General features: G+C 50.3%; 22 protein-coding genes and 1 pseudogene. 20 read left to right on the top strand and 3 right to left on the bottom strand.

The window, feature by feature from the left end; genetic code table 11:
* The first annotated feature begins 44 nt into the window (after nt 1-44).
* From rpsL to HMPREF9473_RS21160, 6 genes are all read left to right on the top strand, one after another.
* A complete protein-coding gene (gene rpsL, locus HMPREF9473_RS21185) occupies nt 45-464 on the top strand; it encodes a 30S ribosomal protein S12 (protein WP_006782261.1) in 420 nt (139 codons plus the stop codon).
* Nucleotides 465-690: 226 nt separating this feature from the next.
* On the top strand, nt 691-1,161 hold the full coding sequence (gene rpsG, locus HMPREF9473_RS21180; protein ID WP_006782260.1) for a 30S ribosomal protein S7: 471 nt from the start codon (nt 691-693) through the stop codon (nt 1,159-1,161).
* 15 nt (nt 1,162-1,176) lie between these two features.
* Nucleotides 1,177-3,297, top strand: a complete 2,121-nt coding sequence (gene fusA, locus HMPREF9473_RS21175; RefSeq protein WP_006782259.1) for an elongation factor G — start codon at nt 1,177-1,179, stop codon at nt 3,295-3,297.
* Between the two features lie 156 nt (nt 3,298-3,453).
* Entirely contained in the window at nt 3,454-4,647 is a 1,194-nt protein-coding gene (gene tuf, locus HMPREF9473_RS21170) for an elongation factor Tu (protein WP_006782258.1), read from the top strand.
* A gap of 65 nt (nt 4,648-4,712) precedes the next feature.
* Complete coding sequence (locus tag HMPREF9473_RS21165; protein ID WP_006782257.1) at nt 4,713-5,450, top strand: class I SAM-dependent methyltransferase; 738 nt, start codon at nt 4,713-4,715, stop codon at nt 5,448-5,450.
* A gap of 4 nt (nt 5,451-5,454) precedes the next feature.
* Nucleotides 5,455-6,141 carry a YjjG family noncanonical pyrimidine nucleotidase gene (locus HMPREF9473_RS21160; RefSeq protein ID WP_006782256.1) on the top strand — a complete coding sequence of 229 codons (687 nt, stop codon included), beginning with the start codon at nt 5,455-5,457 and terminating at the stop codon, nt 6,139-6,141.
* Nucleotides 6,142-6,224: 83 nt separating this feature from the next.
* Here the strand turns inward: HMPREF9473_RS21160 and HMPREF9473_RS21155 are convergent, their stop codons facing one another.
* Complete coding sequence (locus HMPREF9473_RS21155; RefSeq protein ID WP_006782255.1) at nt 6,225-7,499, bottom strand: S8 family peptidase; 1,275 nt, start codon at nt 7,497-7,499, stop codon at nt 6,225-6,227.
* A gap of 113 nt (nt 7,500-7,612) precedes the next feature.
* Nucleotides 7,613-8,311 (bottom strand): SGNH/GDSL hydrolase family protein, encoded by a 699-nt coding sequence (locus tag HMPREF9473_RS21150; RefSeq protein WP_006782254.1) that lies wholly within the window; start codon nt 8,309-8,311, stop codon nt 7,613-7,615.
* Nucleotides 8,312-8,531: 220 nt separating this feature from the next.
* Between HMPREF9473_RS21150 and HMPREF9473_RS21145 the strand changes: the two genes are divergently transcribed.
* The 11 genes and pseudogenes from HMPREF9473_RS21145 to HMPREF9473_RS21095 all read left to right on the top strand — a co-directional run bounded on the left by HMPREF9473_RS21145 (nt 8,532) and on the right by HMPREF9473_RS21095 (nt 20,363).
* Nucleotides 8,532-9,215 carry an N-acetylmannosamine-6-phosphate 2-epimerase gene (locus HMPREF9473_RS21145; protein ID WP_006782253.1) on the top strand — a complete coding sequence of 228 codons (684 nt, stop codon included), beginning with the start codon at nt 8,532-8,534 and terminating at the stop codon, nt 9,213-9,215.
* A 9-nt stretch (nt 9,216-9,224) separates the two neighbouring features.
* Entirely contained in the window at nt 9,225-10,103 is an 879-nt protein-coding gene (locus HMPREF9473_RS21140; protein WP_006782252.1) for an ROK family protein, read from the top strand.
* A 131-nt stretch (nt 10,104-10,234) separates the two neighbouring features.
* The gene (locus HMPREF9473_RS21135) at nt 10,235-11,110 is read left to right on the top strand and encodes a MurR/RpiR family transcriptional regulator (RefSeq protein WP_006782251.1); all 876 of its coding nucleotides are present in this window, start codon (nt 10,235-10,237) and stop codon (nt 11,108-11,110) included.
* Between the two features lie 69 nt (nt 11,111-11,179).
* Nucleotides 11,180-12,038 (top strand): annotated as a pseudogene (locus HMPREF9473_RS21130) (MurR/RpiR family transcriptional regulator).
* A gap of 185 nt (nt 12,039-12,223) precedes the next feature.
* Nucleotides 12,224-13,552, top strand: a complete 1,329-nt coding sequence (locus tag HMPREF9473_RS21125) for an ABC transporter substrate-binding protein (RefSeq protein WP_006782249.1) — start codon at nt 12,224-12,226, stop codon at nt 13,550-13,552.
* Nucleotides 13,553-13,648: 96 nt separating this feature from the next.
* Nucleotides 13,649-14,590 carry a carbohydrate ABC transporter permease gene (locus tag HMPREF9473_RS21120; protein WP_006782248.1) on the top strand — a complete coding sequence of 314 codons (942 nt, stop codon included), beginning with the start codon at nt 13,649-13,651 and terminating at the stop codon, nt 14,588-14,590.
* Nucleotides 14,591-14,600: 10 nt separating this feature from the next.
* A complete protein-coding gene (locus tag HMPREF9473_RS21115; RefSeq protein ID WP_006782247.1) occupies nt 14,601-15,485 on the top strand; it encodes a carbohydrate ABC transporter permease in 885 nt (294 codons plus the stop codon).
* A 250-nt stretch (nt 15,486-15,735) separates the two neighbouring features.
* A complete protein-coding gene (locus tag HMPREF9473_RS21110; protein ID WP_006782246.1) occupies nt 15,736-16,410 on the top strand; it encodes a response regulator transcription factor in 675 nt (224 codons plus the stop codon).
* Entirely contained in the window at nt 16,407-17,654 is a 1,248-nt protein-coding gene (locus HMPREF9473_RS21105) for a sensor histidine kinase (protein ID WP_006782245.1), read from the top strand. Before HMPREF9473_RS21110 ends, HMPREF9473_RS21105 begins: the two co-directional genes overlap by 4 nt.
* A 105-nt stretch (nt 17,655-17,759) precedes the next feature.
* Nucleotides 17,760-19,244, top strand: coding sequence for a hypothetical protein (locus HMPREF9473_RS21100; protein WP_006782244.1), 1,485 nt, complete (start codon nt 17,760-17,762; stop codon nt 19,242-19,244).
* 93 nt (nt 19,245-19,337) lie between these two features.
* Nucleotides 19,338-20,363, top strand: coding sequence for an acyltransferase family protein (locus HMPREF9473_RS21095; RefSeq protein WP_006782243.1), 1,026 nt, complete (start codon nt 19,338-19,340; stop codon nt 20,361-20,363).
* Between the two features lie 75 nt (nt 20,364-20,438).
* Here HMPREF9473_RS21095 and HMPREF9473_RS21090 read toward each other — a convergent pair whose 3' ends face one another.
* Nucleotides 20,439-21,302: a class I SAM-dependent methyltransferase gene (locus tag HMPREF9473_RS21090; RefSeq protein ID WP_006782242.1), complete on the bottom strand. Its 864-nt coding sequence runs from the start codon at nt 21,300-21,302 to the stop codon at nt 20,439-20,441.
* A gap of 189 nt (nt 21,303-21,491) precedes the next feature.
* On the opposite strand from HMPREF9473_RS21090, the gene HMPREF9473_RS21085 reads away from it, so the two are divergent.
* The 3 genes from HMPREF9473_RS21085 to rplC all read left to right on the top strand — a co-directional run bounded on the left by HMPREF9473_RS21085 (nt 21,492) and on the right by rplC (nt 24,377).
* Complete coding sequence (locus HMPREF9473_RS21085) at nt 21,492-22,871, top strand: cell wall-binding protein (protein WP_006782241.1); 1,380 nt, start codon at nt 21,492-21,494, stop codon at nt 22,869-22,871.
* Nucleotides 22,872-23,218: 347 nt separating this feature from the next.
* Entirely contained in the window at nt 23,219-23,536 is a 318-nt protein-coding gene (gene rpsJ / locus HMPREF9473_RS21080) for a 30S ribosomal protein S10 (RefSeq protein WP_006782240.1), read from the top strand.
* Between the two features lie 208 nt (nt 23,537-23,744).
* Complete coding sequence (rplC, locus tag HMPREF9473_RS21075; RefSeq protein WP_006782239.1) at nt 23,745-24,377, top strand: 50S ribosomal protein L3; 633 nt, start codon at nt 23,745-23,747, stop codon at nt 24,375-24,377.
* Nucleotides 24,378-24,397: the final 20 nt, after the last annotated feature.

The raw sequence follows: 24,397 nt of genomic DNA, 5'->3' as shown, positions 1-24,397 counted from the left end.
TGACTTACAGCAACCAACAGACAATATCACAGGAGGTGAAAAGAATGCCAACATTTAACCAGTTAGTGAGAAAAGGAAGACAGACATCCGTAAAGAAATCTACCGCTCCTGCTCTGCAGAAGGGATACAACTCTTTACAGAAGCGCGCCACAGACGTAGCCGCTCCTCAGAAGAGAGGTGTTTGTACAGCAGTGAAGACTGCTACCCCTAAAAAGCCTAACTCAGCTCTTAGAAAGATTGCCAGAGTACGTTTATCTAACGGTATCGAGGTAACAAGCTACATTCCAGGTGAGGGTCATAACTTACAGGAGCATAGCGTTGTTCTGATTCGTGGTGGTAGAGTAAAAGACTTACCAGGTACCAGATACCATATCGTCAGAGGTACACTTGATACAGCAGGTGTAGCAAACAGAAAGCAGGCTCGTTCTAAGTACGGCGCTAAGAGACCGAAAGATAAGAAATAAGATAATTTCTTAAATGGTCAATGTAACAATTGGAATCACAAACAGATTAAGATGATTAATTAGTGCCGGAATTGGTGATATTGGACCTGTGGTTGCAGGAAATATATTATGATTAGACCGAGCGCGAACACATTTTATGGAAACATGTGAGTACCGATGAATTAATGAAGAGCTGTACCGGGGGCAGGGGCCCTGTCCGGGCGGCGATATTAAGGAGGGAAGTAACGTGCCACGTAAAGGACATACTCAGAAAAGAGACGTATTAGTAGACCCAATCTACAACAGCAAGATTGTTACCAAGCTGGTTAACAGCATCATGCTGGATGGCAAGAAGGGTGTAGCTCAGAAGATCGTATACGGAGCATTTGACCGCATTGCCGAGAAGACCGGCAAGGACGCAATGGAAGTATTCGAAGAGGCTATGAACAACATTATGCCTGTACTGGAAGTTAAGGCAAAACGTATCGGTGGAGCTACCTACCAGGTGCCGATCGAGGTTAAGCCTGAGAGAAGACAGGCGTTAGCGCTTCGCTGGATTACTCTGTACTCCCGTAAGAGAGGCGAGAAGACCCAGCAGGAGAGACTGGCTAACGAGCTTATGGATGCAGCCAACAACACCGGAGCATCTGTAAAGAAGAAAGAAGACATGCATAAGATGGCAGAGGCTAACAAGGCATTTGCTCATTACAGATTCTAATAGGAGGAACCACAATTGGCTGGAAGAGAATATCCGTTAGAGAGAACCAGAAATATCGGAATCATGGCCCATATCGATGCTGGTAAGACCACATTGACCGAGCGTATTCTGTATTACACTGGTGTAAACTACAAAATCGGTGATACTCATGAAGGTACTGCTACCATGGACTGGATGGAGCAGGAGCAGGAAAGAGGTATCACAATCACTTCTGCGGCTACCACATGTCACTGGACTCTGCAGGAAAACTGCAAAGTAAAACCAGGCGCTCTGGAGCACCGTATCAATATCATTGATACTCCAGGACACGTTGACTTTACGGTAGAGGTTGAGCGTTCCCTGCGTGTACTTGACGGCGCTGTCGGCGTGTTCTGTGCAAAGGGTGGTGTTGAGCCACAGTCAGAGAACGTATGGCGTCAGGCTGACACTTACAACGTACCGAGAATGGCATTTATCAATAAGATGGATATCTTAGGTGCCAATTTCTACGGCGCGGTTGACCAGATTAGAACCAGATTAGGCAAGAATGCAATCTGCCTTCAGCTGCCGATCGGTGCAGAAGATGAATTCAAGGGAATCATCGACCTGTTCGAGATGAAAGCCTACATCTACAACGATGAGAAGGGCGAGGATATCAGCATTGTTGATATTCCGGAGGACATGAAGGATGACGCAGAGCTTTACCACACCGAGCTGGTAGAGAAAATCTGTGAGCTGGATGATGACCTGATGATGGAGTATTTGGAGGGTGAGGAACCATCCGTTGACAAGCTGAAAGCAGCCCTGAGAAAGGGAACCTGCGAGTGTACCGCTATTCCGGTATGCTGCGGTACTGCTTACAGAAACAAGGGTGTTCAGAAGCTTCTGGATGCAATCCTGGAATTTATGCCGGCTCCTACCGACATCCCTGCTATCAAGGGTGTTGATATGGACGGCAACGAAGTAGAGAGACATTCATCTGATGATGAGCCGTTCTCCGCACTTGCTTTCAAGATTATGACAGACCCATTCGTTGGGAAACTGGCATTCTTCCGTGTGTATTCTGGTTCTATGAACTCCGGTTCTTATGTACTGAATGCAACCAAGGGCAAGAAAGAGCGTGTTGGGCGTATCCTTCAGATGCATGCCAACAAGAGACAGGAATTAGACAAGGTATACGCTGGTGATATCGCGGCTGCTGTTGGTTTCAAGACCACTACAACCGGTGATACAATCTGTGATGACCAGCATCCGGTTATTTTGGAGTCCATGGAATTCCCAGAGCCGGTTATCGATATCGCAATCGAGCCTAAGACCAAAGCTGGTCAGGGCAAGATGGGTGAGGCCCTGGCAAAACTTGCTGAGGAGGATCCGACCTTCCGTGCGAAGACCAACCAGGAGACTGGCCAGGTTATCATTTCCGGAATGGGCGAGCTTCATCTGGAAATCATCGTAGACCGTCTGCTTCGTGAGTTCAACGTAGAAGCAAACGTAGGCGCTCCACAGGTTGCTTACAAGGAGACCTTTACCAAGGCTGTTGATGTAGACAGTAAGTATGCTAAGCAGTCCGGTGGACGTGGTCAGTATGGTCACTGTAAGGTTCACTTTGAGCCGATGGATGCCAACGGTGAGGAACTGTTCAAGTTTGAGTCTGCCGTTGTCGGCGGTGCGATTCCGAAGGAGTATATCCCGGCGGTTGGCGCTGGTATCGAGGAGGCTTCCAAAGCCGGTATCCTGGGTGGTTTCCCAGTGCTGGGCGTGAAGGCAACCGTATACGATGGTTCTTACCATGAAGTCGATTCCAACGAGATGGCATTCAAGATTGCCGGTTCTCTGGCATTCAAGGAAGCTATGCAGAAAGCTGGAGCTATCCTTCTGGAACCAATCATGAAGGTAGAGGTAACGATGCCTGAGGATTACATGGGTGATGTTATCGGTGATATCAACTCCCGTCGTGGACGTATCGAGGGTATGGATGATTTAGGCGGCGGCAAGATTGTAAGAGCGCTTGTTCCGTTGTCCGAGATGTTCGGATACTCAACAGATTTACGTTCCAAGACTCAGGGACGTGGTAACTACTCCATGTTCTTCGACAGATATGAGCCGGTTCCGAAGTCCGTACAGGAAAAAGTTCTGGCAGAGAAAAAAGGCAACTAATTTAGGTGTTATTTTATCGCCGGCGGGCAATACCGCCTGTCCGGCGATAGTAAAGAATAGGCTTGAAAATCATGCATAAATAGCATATAATATAAGACAGCCTAACATAAAATTCTAGCCCCCAAAGGGAGGCCCAATTAAGGAGGACGTTATAAAATGGCAAAAGCAAAGTTTGAAAGAAACAAAACCCATTGTAACATCGGTACCATTGGTCACGTTGACCATGGTAAAACAACTTTAACCGCAGCTATCACAAAGACACTTCATGAGAGATTAGGTACCGGTGAAGCAGTTGCATTCGAGAACATTGATAAAGCTCCAGAGGAAAGAGAGCGTGGTATCACCATCTCTACTGCTCACGTTGAGTACGAGACAGAGAAGAGACACTATGCACACGTTGACTGCCCAGGACATGCTGACTACGTTAAGAACATGATTACCGGTGCTGCTCAGATGGACGGCGCTATCCTGGTTGTTGCTGCTACCGATGGTGTTATGGCTCAGACAAGAGAGCACATCCTGCTTTCCCGTCAGGTAGGCGTACCTTACATCGTAGTATTCATGAACAAATGTGATATGGTTGACGACCCAGAGCTGCTTGAATTAGTAGACATGGAGATTCGTGAGCTGTTAAACGAGTATGAGTTCCCAGGCGATGATACACCTATCATCCAGGGTTCCGCATTAAAGGCTCTTGAGGATCCGACCAGCGAGTGGGGCGACAAGATTCTGGAACTGATGAAGGCCGTTGACGAGTGGGTACCAGACCCAGTTCGTGAGACAGATAAGCCTTTCCTGATGCCAGTTGAGGACGTTTTCTCCATCACAGGCCGTGGTACTGTTGCTACCGGTAGAGTAGAGCGTGGTACACTGCACGTATCTGACGAGGTTGAGATCGTTGGTATTCACGAGGACGTTCGTAAGGTTGTTGTAACCGGTATCGAGATGTTCCGTAAGCTGTTAGACGAGGCTCAGGCTGGTGATAACATCGGTGCACTTCTTCGTGGTGTTCAGAGAACTGAAATCGAGAGAGGACAGTGTCTTGTTAAACCAGGTTCTGTAAAATGTCACAAGAAATTTACAGCTCAGGTTTACGTTCTGACAAAAGACGAGGGTGGACGTCATACACCTTTCTTCAACAACTACAGACCTCAGTTCTACTTCAGAACAACTGACGTTACTGGTGTTTGTGAGTTACCGGCTGGCACAGAGATGTGTATGCCTGGCGACAACGTAGAGATGACCGTAGAGCTGATTCATCCAGTAGCTATGGAGCAGGGACTTCGTTTCGCTATCCGTGAGGGTGGACGTACCGTTGGTTCAGGCCGTGTTGTTACCATCATTGAGTAATCAATAGACTTTTATATGCAATCCTCTGGTAATCCGGAGGGTTGCATTTTTTTAGGAGAAAAACTATGAAACAGAATAAATATGATGACGAAATATTTTTTGAAAAATACAGTCATATGGACCGCTCGGTGAAGGGGCTTTCGGGCGCCGGAGAGTGGGAGACCCTAAAACGGATGCTTCCGGATTTTCAGGGGAAACGTGTTCTGGATTTGGGGTGTGGGTTTGGCTGGCATTGCCAGTATGCCATGGAGAATGGGGCGGCGTCTGCTGTGGGGGTGGACATCTCCGAGAAAATGCTGGAGGAAGCCAGAAAGAAAAACCAGTATTCCCAGGTGGAGTACCAGCGATGTGCCATGGAGGATATCGAGTTTGAGGAGGAGTCCTTTGACTGTGTCATCAGTTCCCTGGCGTTCCATTACCTGGAATCTTTTTCCGATATTGCCGAGAAGGTATACCGGTATCTGGCGCCGGGCGGTGATTTTGTGTTCTCCGCGGAGCACCCGGTCTTTACGGCCTACGGAACACAGGACTGGATCTATGATGAGGACGGGAAGATTGCCCATTTCCCGGTAGACAATTATTTTATCGAGGGAAAACGGGACGCTGTCTTTCTGGGGGAATCGGTGGTGAAATACCATAAAACCCTGACTACCTATCTGAACACACTCCTGAAGCTGGGATTTATCATCACCGGGATTGAGGAGCCGCAGCCTGCGGAGTGGATGATAAAAGAGATTCCGGGGATGGCCGATGAGCTTCGCCGGCCGATGATGCTGATTGTATCAGCCAGGAAAGGAAAATGACAGAATGCATTATGATACCTTATTGTTTGACGTGGACAATACACTGCTGGACTTTGACGCCAATGAGGCGGAATCATTCCGGAGTATGCTGAAGGAGAAGGGGGAGCCCTTTTCCGAGGAGTTGTTTTCCACATACAAGACCATGAATGAGCAGATGTGGCGGGCCATAGAGCGTGGTGAGGCCACCACGTCGGAGGTGCTGAACACCCGGTTTTCCAGGCTGATGTCCAAATATGGGAAGCAGGTGGATGGTATGGAGTGGGAGAACTGTTACAGAAGCTATTTAAACCATGGCATTCAGGAAATGCCCGGTGTCCACCAGATTTTAAAGCAGCTGAAAGAGAGGTTCCGCCTCTATGTCATCACCAACGGCGTGGAGGAAACCCAGCATTACAGGCTGGAAGGCGCCGGTATGATGGAATATTTTGACGGGATATTTATCTCGCAGAGTATTGGGGCGGGGAAACCGACGAAAGAATTTTTTGATTACGTGAAAGAACATATCGAAAACTTTGACGCTGGCCACTCCCTGGTAATCGGTGATTCTCTGACATCCGATATTCTGGGCGGACAGATGGCCGGGATGGATACCTGCTGGTTCTGCAAAGAGGGAAGTGAGAATCTGCTGGACGAAGAACCGACCTATGTGATTCATGATTTGCAGGATTTACTGGAGATACTGGAACGATAAAAACAGAACGATAAGAAAGCCCCGGCTCACATTGATATGATTAGCCGGGGCTTTTTAATGTTTGCAGTTAGGGTAATATTTATTTACTGATAGCTCAGCGCCGCATAGGCATCCAGCATTCCACCGGTTGCTACCTTGCCGTTTAAACCATCCACCTTCCGGGCAGAGTTTAAGATGATCTGTTTCACATCCGTGAGAGAGATGTCCGGGCGGTAGGAGTAGAGCATGGCCGCCACTCCCGTCACCATGGGAGCCGCCATGGAGGTTCCGGTCATAAATCCATACTGGTTGCCGGGAACCGTACTCAGGATGTAGCTTCCCGGCGCCGCTATATCGACGCTGACGGGGCCAAAGTTGGAGCTGCTGCTCAAGTTGCCGTCGAACAGCAGATTCGCCACGGAGATAATATTGCCGGAGGTAAACGAGGCCGGATAAATCGGTGACTCGTCGGTGCTGTACCCAGTGCCGGAGGAATCCCCGTTGCCTGCCGCGATAATAAACAACATTCCGGAGTTGGCGATAGCCGCCTCCAGCCGGGCATCATAGATATCGGTACCAAAGCTCAGGTTGCAGATGGAAGCGCCCATGGTCTCCGCATAGTGGATGGCTTCCACCACCGCCTCCACGGAGCCGGAGCCGTAATATCCGCCCAGCGCCTTTAAGGACATAATCTTCACGTAGTTGTTGTCCGTAATTCCCACAATACCGGATTCTCCGCGGTTGGCGGCGATGGTTCCTGCGGCGTGGGTGCCGTGGCTGTCCTCGTAGCCTACGTAGGTCCGGTTATTGTTGTAATAGAAATCCCAGCCATAGATGTCGTCGATATAACCGTTGCCGTCGTTGTCAATGCCGTCGCCGGGGATTTCTCCCGGATTCACCCAGAGGGCGTTGGACAACTCCGGGTGGGTGTAGTCAACGCCGGTATCGATGACGGCGACAATCACCTGACGCTTGTTGGCCGCCGCGTTGTAGAGGTCCCAGGCGGGTAAAATGTTGATATCGACACCTGGAACCGCGGAAGTCACAACCGATTCAAATGCCCCAGGGCCAATCACCCGCGGGATTCCCACCTGCCCGGATTGGGCCTTGTCGGGAGTACTGCCTATATTGTCACCGATGGACTGAAATGCTTCCTGCAGCTGTGTCAGACGGAACTCTCCGTCATTTTTCAGGCCCCACTGGTAGATGGCGTAGGCATCTCCGAGCGACAGGTTGTCGATTCCAGGGCCCATGGCAAAGGTCCGCAATGGCTCCGAAGCGGACCTGGTAGTATCGTTCGAAACGACAGCCTGGCTCAACGGCATCACTGCGGCCGAGAGCGCCAGCGCTATCGATAAAGTGCGTAATCGTCTGCGCATAATTTCTCCTCTGCTCTATATAAAAAGGTATGATCTTCCAAATCATTATACCATATATCATACAAGACAGGCTTGAAAATTATGTGAAATATTCTTTAATTCTTTAGGACAAATTACGACAAACCGGGGATGAGTACGGCCAGCGCTTCGGCCAGCTCCCGGTGGCCTTCTTTTGTCAGGTGCATAAAGTCAACGTGGTTCTGCTCCGTCACCACCGTGTTGGCATCCAGGAAGGCGCAGCCCATCTGCTCCGCCATTTTTCGAAATTCCTCCGGTACCAGGGCGGATTTTTCCGCACATCCGTATCCCATGGTTTGAACCACCACGGTTTCCTCATACCGTTTGTCAATATTCTTGGGAGCGATAACCAGAATATTGGGTTTCCCATCCTTCCATGCCTCGTTGGCGGCCTTGGCCTTGTTAATCAGCCGTTTCAGCCCCAAGGCAATGCAGGCGGCGGAAGAGCCAAACCGCTCCTTCGTATCGTTGGTCCCCAGCATGATGATAAGCAAATCCACAGGCTTGTGGCTCATCAGACAGGGATGGATGTACTCAAGTCCGGACATGCTCTCATGAATCGGGTCGTCAAAGCTGGTGGTCCTTCCACCCAGCCCCTCCTCGGTAATCAGAAAGCTGTCCCCCAGCTTATCCTGAAGCAGTCTGGTCCACCGCTCCGTCTCATCAAAACGGCCGCCGGTTTCGGCGCAGTAACCGTGGGTGTTGGAGTCGCCAAAGCACACGATATGTTTCGCCGCCCTTCCATTTAAAACCGGATGACCAAGCTCTGCCCCACCTGAAATCTTATCTGCCATAATTTCAAATCCCCCCAAAATAATTTTATGAAATAAAAATGCAGTGGTATAAAAAACATCTGTTTGAATCATAACATGATAGATAGTATAAATCAACAAAACAAAATAAATTTTTTATTATATTTTAAAGATTGAAAATATTTTCCGAACATGATATAGTTAAGATAGTTTAGATTCGGTAACCAGCTATAAAAAATCATATTTCAGGAGGTTGTAAACCATGGAAAATTCAGTAATGGAGCGTATTAAAGGAGGATTAATTGTTTCCTGTCAGGCATTGAAAGAGGAGCCGCTGTACAGTTCCTATATCATGTCACGTATGGCATATGCGGCCATGCTGGGCGGAGCTGTCGGAATCCGCGCCAATACCGTTGTGGATATTGAGGAGATTAAGAAGACGGTAGACTTGCCGATTATTGGCATTATCAAGGAAGTGTACGGGGACTGCAGTGTGTTTATCACACCTACCACGAAAGAGATAGAGGCGCTGATCGCCTGTGGCGTGGACATTATCGCCACGGATGCCACCAACCGAATCCGGCCGGATGGCAGAACTCTGGACGAATTTTTCGGGGAAATCAGGGTGAAATATCCGGACCAGTTGTTTATGGCTGACTGCTCCACCTATGAAGAGGGAATGCACGCGGCAGAGATAGGTTTTGATTTCATTGGAACCACCCTGCACGGGTATACGGAGTACACGAAAGGCGCCGAACTGCCAAACATTGATCTGGTTGGCCAGCTTGCGAAAGATTGCGGGAAACCGGTGATTGCCGAGGGCGGCATCTGGCTGCCGGAGCAGTTGAAGGCAGCTCTTGATTCCGGCGTCTGGGCCGCGGTGATTGGCGGAGCCATCACAAGACCGATGGAGATCACCAAGAGATTTGTGGCAGCGATTCAGTAGGAGGTTACTATGAAAATTGTGGCGCTTGATATCGGCGGTACGTCCATAAAGTCCGGAATCTGGAATGGCACAGGAGTGGAGGAAGTGCGGGAACATGACACGAATGCGGCCCGGGGCGGCGCTTATGTGATGGAGCGGGCGAAAGAGATTCTTCACACCTATGACGGTTTTGAGGCCATAGGCATCAGCACGGCGGGACAGGTGAATTCCGAGGAAGGGTATATCCGCTATGCCAACGAGAATATCCCCGGTTATACCGGCACCAGAATCCGTGATATCCTGACAGGCGAATTTGGAGTCCCCGTAGCGGTGGAAAATGATGTGAATGCTGCCGCCGTCGGCGAAGGCCAGTTCGGCGCAGGGCGGGAGTTTGATGATTTCCTGTGCATCACCTACGGAACCGGAGTTGGCGGCTCCGTGGTGATAGACAAGAAGATATACACAGGCAGTGCATTTTCCGCCGGGGAATTTGGAGCCATGATGCTTCATCCGGAGGACAGTGTGGTTGGCGACCCGTTTCGTGGCTGCTATGAAAAATACGCGTCCACCACGGCGCTGGTTGCCAGAGCGAAAGAATATGACAGCACGCTTGACAATGGCAGAGCCATCTTTGCACGGCTGGAGGAGGAACAGGTAAAGGAGATTGTGGATAGCTGGACCGATGAGATCGTGTACGGTCTGGTGACGCTTATCCATATTTTCAATCCTCCCTGTGTGGTGCTGGGAGGCGGTGTTATGGCGCAGCCCTATATTTTGGAAGAAGTAAGGCGAAAGACTGCCGCGCGGATTATGAGCAGTTTTCGCAATGTGACTATCAAGCAGGCCCAGCTTGGCAATATGGCTGGCATTATGGGGGCCGCCTATCTGGCCAGCCGTATGACAGAATAAGGGGAAAGTTAATTTTTTGGCAATTCGAACACAGTTATGCTTGAATGGTGGGCGGCTGCAGATTATACTATATCTGTGGGCGCCCATTGCGCATAGGGGCGTACGAGGAGAAGGGGAAAGGAGATACGGGGATGAGTTATATGAATGTGCCGAATCGTATCGCAGAAAAATACAGCAAGATGACGAAGGCCGAAAAAAGAATTGCCGATTATTTCATGAAGCAGAGCGGAAATTTACAGCTGGTATCCATCACGGAGCTGGCAGAGCAGTGCAAGGTGGCGGACAGCACCATATTCCGGTTCTGTAAAATGCTTGGTTATAAAGGATACAATGACTTTAAACTGGCGCTGGCCAAGGAACAGGGAAGCGCCATGGGAGCCTCCGCCCGCCCGGACGACGAACTGGATGTGTACAGCAGCATCACCCGGAGCGACGACATTCCCACCACCGGACAAAAATTGAAAACCATGTATTTTGCGGCTATCGAGCAGACGCTGGAGCTTTTGAAGCCGGAGAGCGTGGCGCTGGCGGCCCGAATCCTGAAAAATTCGGAGCGTGTCTACTGTCTGGGGCAGGGAGGCAGCCTGATAACGGCCATGGAGGCGTGGGTACGGTTTGCGACGGTGGCCAGAGAGTTCACCACGGTTCAGGACACCCATCTCCAGATGATAGCGGCCTCTCTTTTGACGGAGCGGGATACCATCTGGTTTTTCTCCTACTCAGGCGCCACCAAGGATATGGTGGATATTCTGACGCTGGCCAGGGAGCGGGGGGCCCGGATTATCGTTGTGACAAGATATGCCAAATCTCCGGCAACCCAGTTTGCCGACGTGGTGTTGATCTGCGGTTCCAACGAGAGTCCGCTTCAATCCGGCACCGTGGTGGCAAAGCTGGCGCAGCTGATGGTGATTGATATGGTTTACCAGGAATACATCCGACTGGATGCGGATGCAAGCGAGGAGAACCGCGATATAACGGTTAAGGCTATTTCGAACCGGTTGTTATAGACAGTCAGAGGGGCGTTTTGATTACTTGATGGGGACAGCGTTTTACTTACGGAAAGGGGAACTATCGTTATGCAGGGGGATTTTTTAGTAAAAATAAGAGCGGGATACAATCAGTTCACGAAAGCGGAGAAGAAAGTAGCTGATTTTATTTTGCAGAATCCGAAGGATGTATTGTTTATGTCCATAACGGATTTGGCGGAAGCGTGCAAGGTGGGGGATACCAGCGTGTTCCGTTTTTGCAAGACCATGGAACTGAAAGGGTACCAGGAGTTTAAGATGCTGCTGTCCCTGAGCCTTCATGACGGGGATGAGCGGGGGCTGGACCAGTATACCAGCAACATTTCCCTGGATGATTCGTTTCAGGAGCTGGCGCAGAAGGTGCTGAATACCAATGTGAACGCCTTGACAGAGACCTTCGCGATTCTGGACGCGGAGGAGTTCACGAAGGCCATTGACATGCTTCATGAGGCGGGCAGAATCTGCTTCTTTGGAGTGGGGGCCAGCATTCTGACTGCGATGAAGGCGACGAACAAGTTTTTAAGAATCGAACCGAAGGTATACTGTGTACAGGATTCCCATATGCAGACCATGATGGCGGCTACCATGTCGGAGAAGGACGTGGCGGTGATATTTTCCTATTCCGGCGCGACCAAGGATACCATTCACATTGCGGAGGTGGCAAAGCGGGCTGGGGGCCAGAGTGATCTGCGTCACCCGGTTCGTCAAATCACCGCTGACGGCCCATGCGGACGTGGTGCTTTTGAGTGCGGCCAACGAGGGTCCCCTTCAGGGCGGTTCCACGTCCGCAGAAATCTGCCAGCTGTTTCTGGTGGACCTGATGTACACGGAATACTACCGGCGGTATTTTGAGCGATGTAGCAAAAATAACGAAAAAACCTCGGCTTCGGTCCTGGAAAAACTGTACTGATGTAGCAATATTCCTAAAAATGCAAGAAAAAAATATTTTTTTTATTCATGTTGACAAAATAATTTTTCCATTATATAATAAGCACATAACAGCAAAGGCGTGGCAGAGTCAAAAAATTTCAGTTGATTCGGGTGCGCCTTTTCTATTAAGGGCTTAAGTAAAAGTATGTTTAAGGAGGAAAAGTAATGAGAAAAATTATGTCATTAGGTTTGGCTGCCGCATTGGTGGCAGGTACTCTGGCAGGATGCGGAAGCAAGACATCAGAGAACGCGGCGACGGTGGCTGACACCACGGCGGCGAAGACAGAGACGGCAGCGGTTTCCACGGAAGCTCCGGCCGGCGGCGTTACCGAGATTGTATGGTGGGCGTTCCCGACATTTGGCGTTGATACCGGTTATGAGCAGGAGGTTGTGGATGCGTTCAATGCGTCTCATCCTGATATTAAAGTAAAAGTTGAATACATAGATTTCACATCCGGTCCGGATAAGCTGACAGCAGCGCTCACATCCGGAACCGCGCCGGACATTTTGTTTGACGCACCAGGACGTATCATCGAGTTTGGCGACGCCGGTTATCTGGTTCCGCTGGATGATATGTTAGGGGAGTTAAAGAGCGATTTGACCAGCCAGTCACTGGTGGAGACCTGTGTAGGCGCTGACGGCACCGCATGGATGTATCCGATTTCCTCTTCTCCGTTCTACATGGGACTGAATAAAGAGGCGCTGGAAAAGGCAGACGCACTTCAGTATGTGAACCTGGAAGGCGACCGCACCTGGACAACTGACAACTTTGTGAAAATGTGTGAGGCGCTCCGTGACGCGGCTCCGACTCAGGTTCCGGCTATCGTTTACTGTGGCGGACAGGGCGGCGACCAGGGTACCCGTGCTCTCGTGAACAACTTATATGGTTCCTCCATTGTGAATGCGGATGGAAAGTGGAATATCGATGCCAATGGCGTGAAAGCGTTGACCCTGTTACAGGATATGTACAACAACAAGTCTATCGACGCTGGTTTTGATATGGCGGCGGCCGACGAGTTACAGAAGTTCCAGCAGGAGACCTGTGCTATGACATTCTGCTTCGGTACCTCCAACGAGGTAACCTATGCATCGGAAGATTATACCCAGATTGCAGTTCCGTTCCCGTCTGAGAGCGGCAAGCCATCCTTAGAGTATCTGGTAAATGGTTTCTGCGTATTTGATAACAAGTCCGACGAGCGCGCGGCAGCAGCCAAAGAGTTCGTGAAGTTTATCTGTGACGACTCCGAGTGGGGACCAAAGAGTGTTGTGAAGACAAACGCATTCCCGGTACGCGCATCCTTCGGCGATTTGTATCCTGGCGATGAGCACAAAGCTATGCTGGCTTCCTGGAGTCAGTACTACGGACCTTATTACAACACACGGGCTGGATTTGCAGCTATGCGTCCACTGTGGTTCAATATGCTTCAGCAGGTATTTAACGGTACCGACCCGCAGGCGGCAGCTGATGAGTTTAACTCCTCTGCAAATAACTAATTGATTTTGTGATGAACAAGTGAGACACTTATGGCTCCCTTCCTCTGCCGGTAGCGGGGGGAGGGAGTCTCAATGTAAAAGAGGGAGTGAGAATATATGGCAAGTGCTACACAAAAGGCCGGACGGCCGAAGAAGCAGAAAGCCCCCGCGCGCAGTCTTGTGCTTCAGCGGAGAGAGACCATGGTTTCCTATCTGTTTCTGCTTCCGGCGCTGTTTTTCTTTATCGGATTTGTGATTACCCCTATGGTGATGGGCGTGATTACCAGCTTTACCAATGCCAGCTTTACGGACCCCAAGGGGACCTTCGTGGGCTTTTCCAATTATGCCAGGCTGTTTAAAGACAAGATATTCTTAAAATCAGCCGTGAACACTGTGATCATCGTGGCGGTTTCCGTGCCGGCGGTTACGGCATTTTCCCTGTGGGTGGGTTCTGCCATCTACAAGATGCGCTCCGGTATCCGCTCCTTCTTCCGCTGTGTCTTTTATCTGCCGGTTGTCACCGGTTCCGTGGCGGTAGTTGTCGTTTGGAAATGGATGTTTGACAAATATGACGGTCTTCTCAACTATATTATCAGAGGCTTCGGCGGCCAGCCGCTTCCCTGGACGGCCAGCGAATCCATGGCGCTGTGGTGTATTATATTGATTCTGTTCACCACCTCCATCGGCCAGCCTATCGTGCTCTACGTGGCGGCCCTGGGAAATGTGGACACCTCCTTGGAGGAGGCGGCCAAGGTGGACGGCGCCAACGATTTTCAGGTGTTCTGGAGAATCAAGTGGCCGTCTGTCATGCCGACAACGCTGTATGTGGCGGTTATCACCACCATCAACAGCTTCCAGTGTTTCGCGCTGATTCAGCTGTTGACCTCCGGCGGCCCCAATTACAGCACCAGTACGGTGATGTATCTGTTGTATGAAATCGCGTTTAAGACCACCAAGGAATTTGGCTATGCCGATGCCATGGGTGTGGTCCTTGCAATCGTCATTGCCCTGTTCAGCGCCCTTCAGTTTAAGGTGATGAACGGCGGAACGACAGAATAGGAGGAGAGATATGGTGAATCGGAAAAAAGCAATAACACCTTATTATGTGGTAACAATTCTCCTCCTTGCAGTAATGGCAGTGTTCTTTCTCTTCCCGCTATACTGGATTGTGACCGGTTCGGTGAAGATTAAGAGCGATATCATTATCAAGTCGGGGGAGATGGTGAAATGGATACCCACCACCATTTCCTGGGATAACTTTGCAAGGCTCTTTAAGAGCAAGACGGAATTCCTTGGAATGGGAATGCCGATGGCTATCCGGTGGCTGTTTAACAGTGTGTTTATCTCCGTGGTGGCCATGGTATTGACCTGTATTACCGCGTCTCTGGCAGGTTATGTGCTGGCGAAGAAACGGTTCTGGGGAAAAGGACTGATATTCGGACTGTTCGTGTGCGCCATGGCGCTGCCAAAACAGGTAATCTTGATTCCTCTGATGAAGGAAATGTCGGATTTGGGGCTGTTAAAATCGGTGTGGGGCTCCATGTTCGCGGTGATTCTGCCGGTGGTTGGATGGCCGTTCGGCGTGTTTATGATGAAGCAGTTTTCGGAAAATATTCCAAGCTCGCTGCTGGAGGCGGCCCGCATTGACGGCGCTGGGGAGCTGACGACATTTATCAATGTGGCGTTCCCGATTATCAAGCCGGGATTTGGCGCGCTGGCAATCTTTACGTTCATCAACTCCTGGAACGAGTATCCGTTGCAGCTGGTTATGCTGACGCAGAACGAGTCCAAGACCATAGCCCTCGGTATCGCCAGTAAACTGAGCGAGATGTCCAATGACTTCGGTCTTATCATGGCAGGCGCGGCGCTGGCCTCTGTGCCGATTATCATCGTGTTCCTGTGCTTCCAGAGGTATTTCACACAGGGAATTACCATGGGCGCGGTAAAAGGTTAAGAAATTCAAGGTTCTTTCAAGGTGGGGATTGTAAGATAGGTCTTGTAATCGAACAGCAAATTCCTTTATTCCCTTTTTGAAAACTTTATGAAAATGAAATTGGAGCGGGAGACCGCTCCTTTTTCGCGTCTCCTTTTATCTGTTAGCTGGTGGCGGAAATCCATATTTTTGAATTTTCACAGAAAAAACATAAAATATTCAAGGTTTTATCAAGGGTTTTGTGTTAAATGATGGAAAGGAGGATATGACTGTGAAATTATTACTGGTGGAAGATGAGAAGGCGCTGGCGGTGGCTGTGGCGGAGGTATTGCGGCAGCAGAAGTATGGCGTGGATGTGGTGTATGACGGAACGGATGGGCTGGACTATGGGCTGACCGGCCTTTATGATTTGGTGATTCTGGACGTGATGCTGCCGGGGATGGACGGTTTTTCGGTGCTGGAAGGGTACCGGAAAAATGGAATTTCCACGCCGGTGCTGATGCTGACGGCCAGGAGCCAGGTGGAGGATAAGATAAAGGGACTGGATATGGGGGCGGACGATTATCTGGCGAAGCCGTTTGATATGGGAGAACTGCTGGCCAGAGTCCGGGCCATGGGGAGAAGAAGACCGGAATTCGTGGGGGACGTGGTGAGCCAGGGCGGACTGTCCCTGGATAAGAATGCGGGAGAGCTCTGTTATAAGGAAGAGAGAGTAAAACTTGGGGCGAAAGAATACCAGATGATGGAACTGTTCTTTGCCAACCCCAAGCAGGTGATTACGAAGGAGTTGTTTATGGAAAAGATATGGGGATATGACAGTGAGGCGGAGTATAACAGCGTGGAGGTGTATATCTCATTTTTGAGAAAGAAGCTGGCGTTTTTAAAGAGTGATGTAACGGTGAAGACGATTCGCGGGAGAGGATATCTGTTGGAGGAGACGGCATGATTAAGAACATGAGGCATAAGTTTGTGTGGATTACCATGCTCAGTCTCGGCGTGATACTGTGCCTGAATCTGCTGGTCATCTACCAGTCTATGACCGTCAGCAACCGGAACGCCGCGGAGGCGGTGCTGCGGGGCGTGACGGAGGCGGACGGGCGGATAGATTTTAAGAATCCACCTATGCCTGGGGAGAGCCGCAGTGAGCAGCCGAAACGGAAATACCGGCAGCCGGAGCAGCTGACGCGGCTGGCCAATTTAAAGCAGACTTTTGCGGTCCGCCTTGACACGGAGGGAAATGTGCTGGAGGTGATTGACAACGGCCGCTCTTCCTTTGAGGAAGAGGAAATCCGGGCGATGGTATCATCGATTCTGGCGAATGGCTCCGTCTCCGGAATGGTGCAGAGCCACCGGTATCTGGTGGCGGATAAACCCTACGGAAAAATCATCGCATTTCTTGACTGCTCCCATGAACAGGACAATCTGTCCCGCCTTCTGACCATCTGTCTGGCGGCTGGAATCTGCTGCATGGCTGTCCTTCTCGGCGTGGTCGTCTGGCTGTCCTACTGGGCGGTCAGGCCGGTGGAGGAAGGCTTCAAACGCCAGAAACAGTTTGTGGCGGACGCCAGCCACGAGTTGAAGACGCCGCTGGCTGTCATCTCCGCCAACACCAGCGTTCTGGAGAATCTCCACGGCCGGAGCCAGTGGACGGAGAATATTCAGTCGGACATCTCCCGCATGAGCCGCCTGATTAACGATATGCTGCGCCTGGCTCGTCTGGAGCAGCCGGAGGCGGAATTAAAACTTGCATCCTTCGATATGAGCCAGATGGTTTCCGGCCTTCTGCTCTCCTTTGAGAGCATGGCATTTGAGACGGAGAAATCATTTTCCTATGACGTGGAGCCGGGGATTTTGTACCGTGGAAATCAGGAGGAGCTGCGCCGCATGCTGTCCATTTTCCTGGAAAATGCATTTAAATATTCCGAAGCAGGCGGCCGTGTGACCTGCTCCGTGAAGAAGGAAAAATCGAAAATTCACATCGAGATTTACAATACCGGCAGCGGCATTTCCCTGGAGGCCAGGGAGCACATTTTTGAGCGGTTCTACCGGGAAGAAAACTCCCATTCCAGGGAAAAGGAAGGCTACGGTCTTGGACTTTCCATCGCAGGCCGGATTCTGGAGTGCCACAGAGGAAAAGTCAAAGTGGAGAGCGATGGGGCCAGCTATACCATGTTCCGGATAACTTTGTGAAGAATTTGTGTTTCAAGGTTCCTTCAAGGTTTTTCAGATAAGATACAGTTATCAGTCAGGATGATGGCTGGAAAAACAGGATAACGATAAAGGAGTGTGTATCTTATGACAAGAAAAACAAAACTGGCAGCAGTCCTGTCAGCTGCAGCGTTACTGACCCTGGGAGGAGCCGCCACGTCCATGGCCGCCACAGCCGGGTGGAGTATGGAGGAAGAAGGCTGGGTCTATTTAGATTCCAACGGAGACCGGGTGACAGACGCCTGGAAAAAATCGGGGGAGAATTATTATTACCTGGATTCCGACGGCTCCATGGCTCTTGACCAGTGGATTGACAGCACTTACTATGTGGACAGCAATGGCGTGATGCTGAAGGAACAGTGGGTAGAGGTTGCGGAAGGCGACGAAGGCCCGTCCGGGGATGAGGAGGGCGGCTGGTATTACCTGGGAAGCGCAGGCAAGGTGTTGACAGAATCCTGGAAGAGCATTAACGGAAAATACTATTACTTCGACAGTGATGGGAAAATGCTGACCGGCTGGCATATGGACGGCGATTACACGTATTACCTGGGCGATGAAAATGACGGCGCGAGAGCCACCGGATGGATGCTTCTGGAATACGACGAGGACGAAGTGCCGGAGGAGGGAGACATCAGCTATGCCACCGCGGCAGGTGATGACGCTTACTGGTTCTATTTCCAGACAAACGGCAAGATGGCATGTGCCGAAGATGGGGAATCCTATGTCTCCAAATCCATCAACGGTTCCAAATATTATTTCGATGAAAATGGACGCATGGCCACCGGATGGGCGGCAGTGGCCTCCAATTCCGATGCGGACGGGGACACCACCGGCATCAGCTGCTTTAAATACTTCGGTGATGAAAATGACGGCTCCATGGCGAAGGGATGGAAATATTTAACCATCCATCCGGGCGATTCCGATGACGCCGATGCGCTGACAGGCACGGCCGGACCGGAAGAGGGCGACGGATACTGGTATTACTTTGATTCCAACGGAGTACCGAAATATCTGGATGCCGGGGCCACAACATTGACGGAGGCCACAGGCAGAGTCAACAGCTATTCTTACTTCTTTGATGAGTATGGCTGTATGCAGTCAGGACTTCTTAGCATTACGCTGAATGGAAGCGAGGATGCGGTAACGGCATACTTTGGCGCCACTGACAGCGATGGCAAGATGAAGACGGGTAGACAGACTTCCGTTTATGATGGAGACGACGAGAGAGGCACTTATTATTTTGGAAGCTCCGGCTCCACAAAGGGAGTAGGGCTGACGGGAACCATGAATGGATATCTGTATTATAATGGGATTCTTGTGGAGGCCGAGGATGACAGCGATTATCAGGTATTTAAAGTGAATGATACCTACTATCTGGTAAATGAGACAGGTAAGGTCCAGACGACCAGCAAGTCCTACAAGAGCGATGGCTCCTACGCATACAAGATTGAAAACGGAACCATTTATACCATTGACTCCAACCAGGAAAATGCACAGGAGGTGACGGATTCCGACTGCAAGACACTGCCAGGCATCGTGTACGATAATACTTATGAACTGCCATCAAATTAAAAAATTCTTTTAGAATAACATATTGCGGCTCCGCTCCGGCGTATGATAAGATAGTACGGTAGGCAGACAAGACCCCGGAGAGAGGAGCCGCATATGAAAGAAAACCAGTTTCGCAACAAAATATATTGGTTTACCTTTGCGTTCAGCATCCTGGTAGTCTGGGTGCACGCTTACAATTCGGAATTATTTCTCGGGCGGACAGAAGAGGCGGCATTGATTTATGCAATCGAACACGGCATTGGGGATACCATTGCCCAGATTGCGGTGCCTGGATTCTTTATGATATCCGCCTATTTATTTTATCGCAATTTCACCTGGGAAAAGCTGTGGCCAAAATGGAATTCCAGAATCCGCAGTATTCTGATTCCCTTCATTGTATGGAATACCCTCTATTATCTTGGATATGTGGTTGGAAGCCGTCTGCCCTTTGTGACGGACGTGGTGGGAAAGGGGACCGTCCCCTTCGGCCTGATGCCTGCGGTGGATGCCATCATTCACTATACGTATAACTATGTGTTTTGGTACCTCTACCAGCTGATACTCCTGATTACACTGGCCCCGGTCATCTACCCTGTTATCCGCAGAAGATATCTGGGAGCCGTCCTGATGGTGTTGATGGCCATCGGCGTATACTTCGGCTTTGCCCTTCCCCAATTGAACCTGGACGCGCTTTTGTACTACTGCGCCGGCACCTATGCCGCCATCCATCTAAAACCCCATGTGGAAACATGGAGCCGCTCGACGGCTCTTAAGGGCTTGCTCTTATTCCTGGGAGTCACCATGTACCGCTTCGCCCCCGGCATCATCGGCGACAGCACCATGGCTATCGTCCTCTTCCGCCTGTTCATCCCCGTAGCTCTCTGGATGATGGTGGATGAGCGCAGACTTCCCCCGGCTAAGACCTGGATGAAGCACAACTTCTTCCTCTACGCCACCCACTTCGCCCTGGTCCGCCTCATCAACAAAACCGCGGCGCTGCTTCTCCCCACCGCGCTTTACCTCCCTCTAACCATCTATCTCCTGATGCCCGTGCTGGTTCTGCTTATCAGCTACCCGGTGGGAGCGCTGCTTAGAAGGTATCTGCCGTGGGTGTGGCGGCTGGTGAATGGGGGGAGATAATGTTTTTTGCCTTAATCAAAAAGGGAACTGTGCGAATCGTGCATAGTTCCCTTTACTAATTTGTTTTTCATTTAATTACATCGAACTCCATCTCCCCGACGCCCCGCAAGGCAGCACCAGACCAGTCCCGGTGACTGGGAGGCCGACTTCCTCGGCTTCCACGGTGCCGTGGTATTTGGGGCAGACCTCTACGGCTATCATGTAGGACAGCACGGAGGGGGCCAGGCCGGTGGTGTAGGAGTTGATGAGGAAGAAGAGGGGCGTGTCCGATAAAAGCTGGGCACAGAGTTTTACCAGCGGGTGGATGGCATCCTCGATCTTCCAGATTTCTCCCTTGGGGCCTCGGCCGTAGGACGGCGGGTCCATGATGATGGCGTCGTAGCGGCTGCCGCGGCGGATTTCCCGCTCCACGAATTTGACGCAGTCGTCCACAATCCACCGGATGGGGGCGCTCTCCAGGCCGCTGGATTTGGCATTTTCCTTGGCCCAGCCCACCATGCCCTTGGAAGCATCCACGTGGGTGACGCTGGCGCCGGCCTGGGCGGCCGCCAGTGTGGCCCCGCCGGTGTAGGCGAATAAGTTCAGCACCTTGATGGGACGGCCGGCCCTGCGGATTTTATCTCCAAACCAGTCCCAGTTGGCTGCCTGCTCCGGGAATAGTCCGGTATGCTTGAAGCTGAATGGCTTCAGATTAAATGTGAGCCCCTTATAACCGATAGTCCACTGCTCCGGCAGCTGGAAGAATTCCCACTCCCCGCCGCCCTTGGCGCTCCGGTGATAATGTCCGTTCATTTTCTTCCATCCCCTGTGAGTCTTGGGGGTATCCCAGATCACCTGGGGATCAGGACGAACCAGAAGGTAATCCCCCCAGCGCTCCAGCTTCTCCCCCTGGGAACAATCTATCACTTCATAATCTTTCCAACCATCTGCAATCCACATGCTTACTTACCGACCTTTCTCTATCACACGATTCATTGATTCTGTTCCGATTATACCCTTGACCCGATAAGATAGTCAAGTCGAAGAAAAATGTAATATAATTGAAAGATTATTTCAGTTGAATAATTCTTTGCAGCCTGATACAATGTATGGTAGGAATTGGGATACCATTTACGAAGGAGTGACTATATGAAGAAAAGAAGTTTGTTGATACTGGCAATATCGGCAGTATTGACGTTAGGGACCGGCGTCTCTAGTTCCTTGGCAGCCTCTGGCTGGTCACAGATGAACGGGAGCTGGGTATATTATGATTCAAACGGTTCATTGATAACCAACGAGTGGCGAAAGGGAGCCGATGACAAGTGGAGATATCTGGATAGCTCCGGATACATGGCAGTCAATTCCTGGACTGGCGACGGGTACTATGTAGATTCCAACGGCGTTATGGCCGCTGATAAATGGCTGGAGATTGGTGAGAACATGAATGGCGTCGACTACGGCGAGAAGCACTGGTATTACTTCTTGAGCAGCGGCAAAGTCGTGACAGACACCTGGAAGAAAATCAACAACAAGTGGTATTATTTTGACACGGACGGCGCGATGCAGACCGGCTGGGTTGACGGAGATATGTACTACTGTGGAGATGACGGAGCCGCCAAGACCGGCTGGCAGAAACTGCCGCCGCCCAATGACGACTATGAAAATGACCGGATATCCCCTGGAGATGAGGGCGATGACGGTAAATACTGGTACTATTTCACCAGCAGCACTAAAAAATATGTTCCTGACTTAAGCAATGGCAGTGAGTATGGCGAGAAGAAGATAGACAGCACCTATTACTGCTTCGATTCCACCGGAGCCATGCAGACCGGCTGGGTCTATGTGGGGGACGGCTCCAAGGAAGACGGCTCCATTCTGGACTGCCGGTTCTATGGAAGCGACGGCAAGGTGAAGACCGGCTGGTACTCCGCAGAACCGCCATCATTCTTAAAAGGCTATGAGGACGAGGTGGAGTGGTTCTACTTCTCCAAGAGCGGCGTTCCAAAAGCCAGGGAAGCGGACAAGAATCCTACCGTCAGTGACTTATTCAAGCTGAACAAGAAGACTTATCTGTTCACGGAGCTGGGCAATCCGGCTTACGGACTTCAGAAGGTATACACCAGCGGCAGTGACTACACCGCCTACTACTTTGGCACGAAAGCGGTAAGCAGCATGCAGACCGGCAAGCAGAAGATCGAAGAGGGAGACGGAACCGTCAGCACCTTCTATTTCTCCGAGACGGGACGCGGTTTCACCGGCGTGAAGGACAGTTACCTGTATTACATGGGCAAACTTCAGACAGCAGAGGAGGGAACCCGCTACCAGGTCATCAGTATTCCGTCCGGCAGCAGCTACAACAACTATCTGGTCAATACTTCCGGCAAGGTTGTCAAGTCCGCCAAAGGCGTGAAAGATGCCGACGGTGTGAAGTACACAACCAACAGCGGCGGAATTGTACAGAAGATCGATGAAGAGAACGTAGGAAACGGACATTATAAATCCCCGGTAGAGCCATACTGGACCAACTAAAAACAGTGACATATAATATAGAAGAAACACTTCGCAGGCCGCGGAGTGTTTTCTTTTTGCCAAGGCCAAAATATTTTTGAAAAAGTTCTTGCAATTAAAAAAACTTTGTGATAAAATAACAAGGCTGTGACATGATAGCGTTGAAGCGTGAGGTTGCCGTCCCTTGTGGCGGGTTTTCCGTGGAGCGAATGTCAAGTTAGGAAACTGGCGACAAGTCACTGTACAAACAAATATTCTGCAGCTATGTAGATTAGAAGGATGTGAACCATCAGGACACACCCGGAAACGTGTACAGTCACCGCTTGTCGTACTTCAATAATAAGTGCGAAAAGGAGGCGACTTTTTTTATGGCAAGTCAAGTAATGAGAATCACATTGAAGGCTTATGATCATCAGTTAGTAGATCAGTCTGCTGGAAAAATCATCGAAACTGTAAAGAAGACAGGGGCGCAGGTGAGCGGACCAGTTCCGTTACCAACAAAGAAAGAAGTAGTTACTATCTTACGAGCAGTTCACAAGTACAAAGATTCCAGAGAGCAGTTCGAGCAGAGAACTCACAAGAGACTCATCGATATTGCTACACCAAGCCAGAAGACAGTAGATGCACTGTCCAGACTGGAAATGCCGGCTGGTGTGTACATCGACATCAAGATGAAAACAAAATAAGTCATCAAACGAGCAACAAATGTAATGAGGTAATATCCTGAAGGGTTTAGATATAGAAGTAACACTCACTCTTTCCTGAAGAGGAATCAACATACCATGGCAGTTCCTGCCGCGGTTCATAGTGTTCCACGTATATTTGACTGTTCTAGGATGAACGCGGCAGATTTGCATGCGTTCCGCTGTAGAAAGACAAACAGGAGGTAATGAAATGAAGAAAGCGATTTTAGCGACAAAAGTCGGAATGACCCAAATCTTCAACGAAGACGGAGTTTTAACTCCAGTAACGGTTCTTCAGGCTGGCCCGTGTGTAGTAACACAGGTGAAAAGCGTAGAGAACGACGGTTACAATGCAGTACAGGTTGGATTTGTAGACAAGAGAGAGAAGCTTGTCAGCAAACCGGTAAAAGGCCACTTTGACAAAGCAGGGGTAGCTTACAAGAGATTTGTAAGAGAGTTCCGTTTTGACAATGCAGCTGACTATTCCGTTAAAGACGAAATCAAGGCAGATATCTTCGCTGCTGGCGACAAGATTGACGCGACAGCAATTTCCAAAGGTAAGGGTTTCCAGGGTGCTATTAAGAGACACGGACAGTCCAGAGGACCTATGGCTCACGGTTCCAAGTTCCACCGTCATGCCGGTTCCAACGGTGCATGTTCCGACCCGAGCAAGGTATTTAAGGGTAAAGGAATGCCTGGTCAGATGGGTAACAAGAGAATCACCATCCAGAACCTTGAGATTGTTAAAGTTGACGCAGAGAACAACTTAATCTTAGTTAAGGGCGCTGTACCAGGACCTAAGAAGTCTTTAGTAACATTGAAAGAAACAGTAAAAGCCTGCTAAGGTTTTTATAGGAAAGGAGG

The organism is Hungatella hathewayi WAL-18680 (assembly GCF_000235505.1).
Lineage (GTDB): Bacteria > Bacillota > Clostridia > Lachnospirales > Lachnospiraceae > Hungatella_A > Hungatella_A hathewayi_A.
Note: the sequence above shows the minus strand (reverse complement) of the source record. Positions and strands in the feature narration are given on the sequence as shown.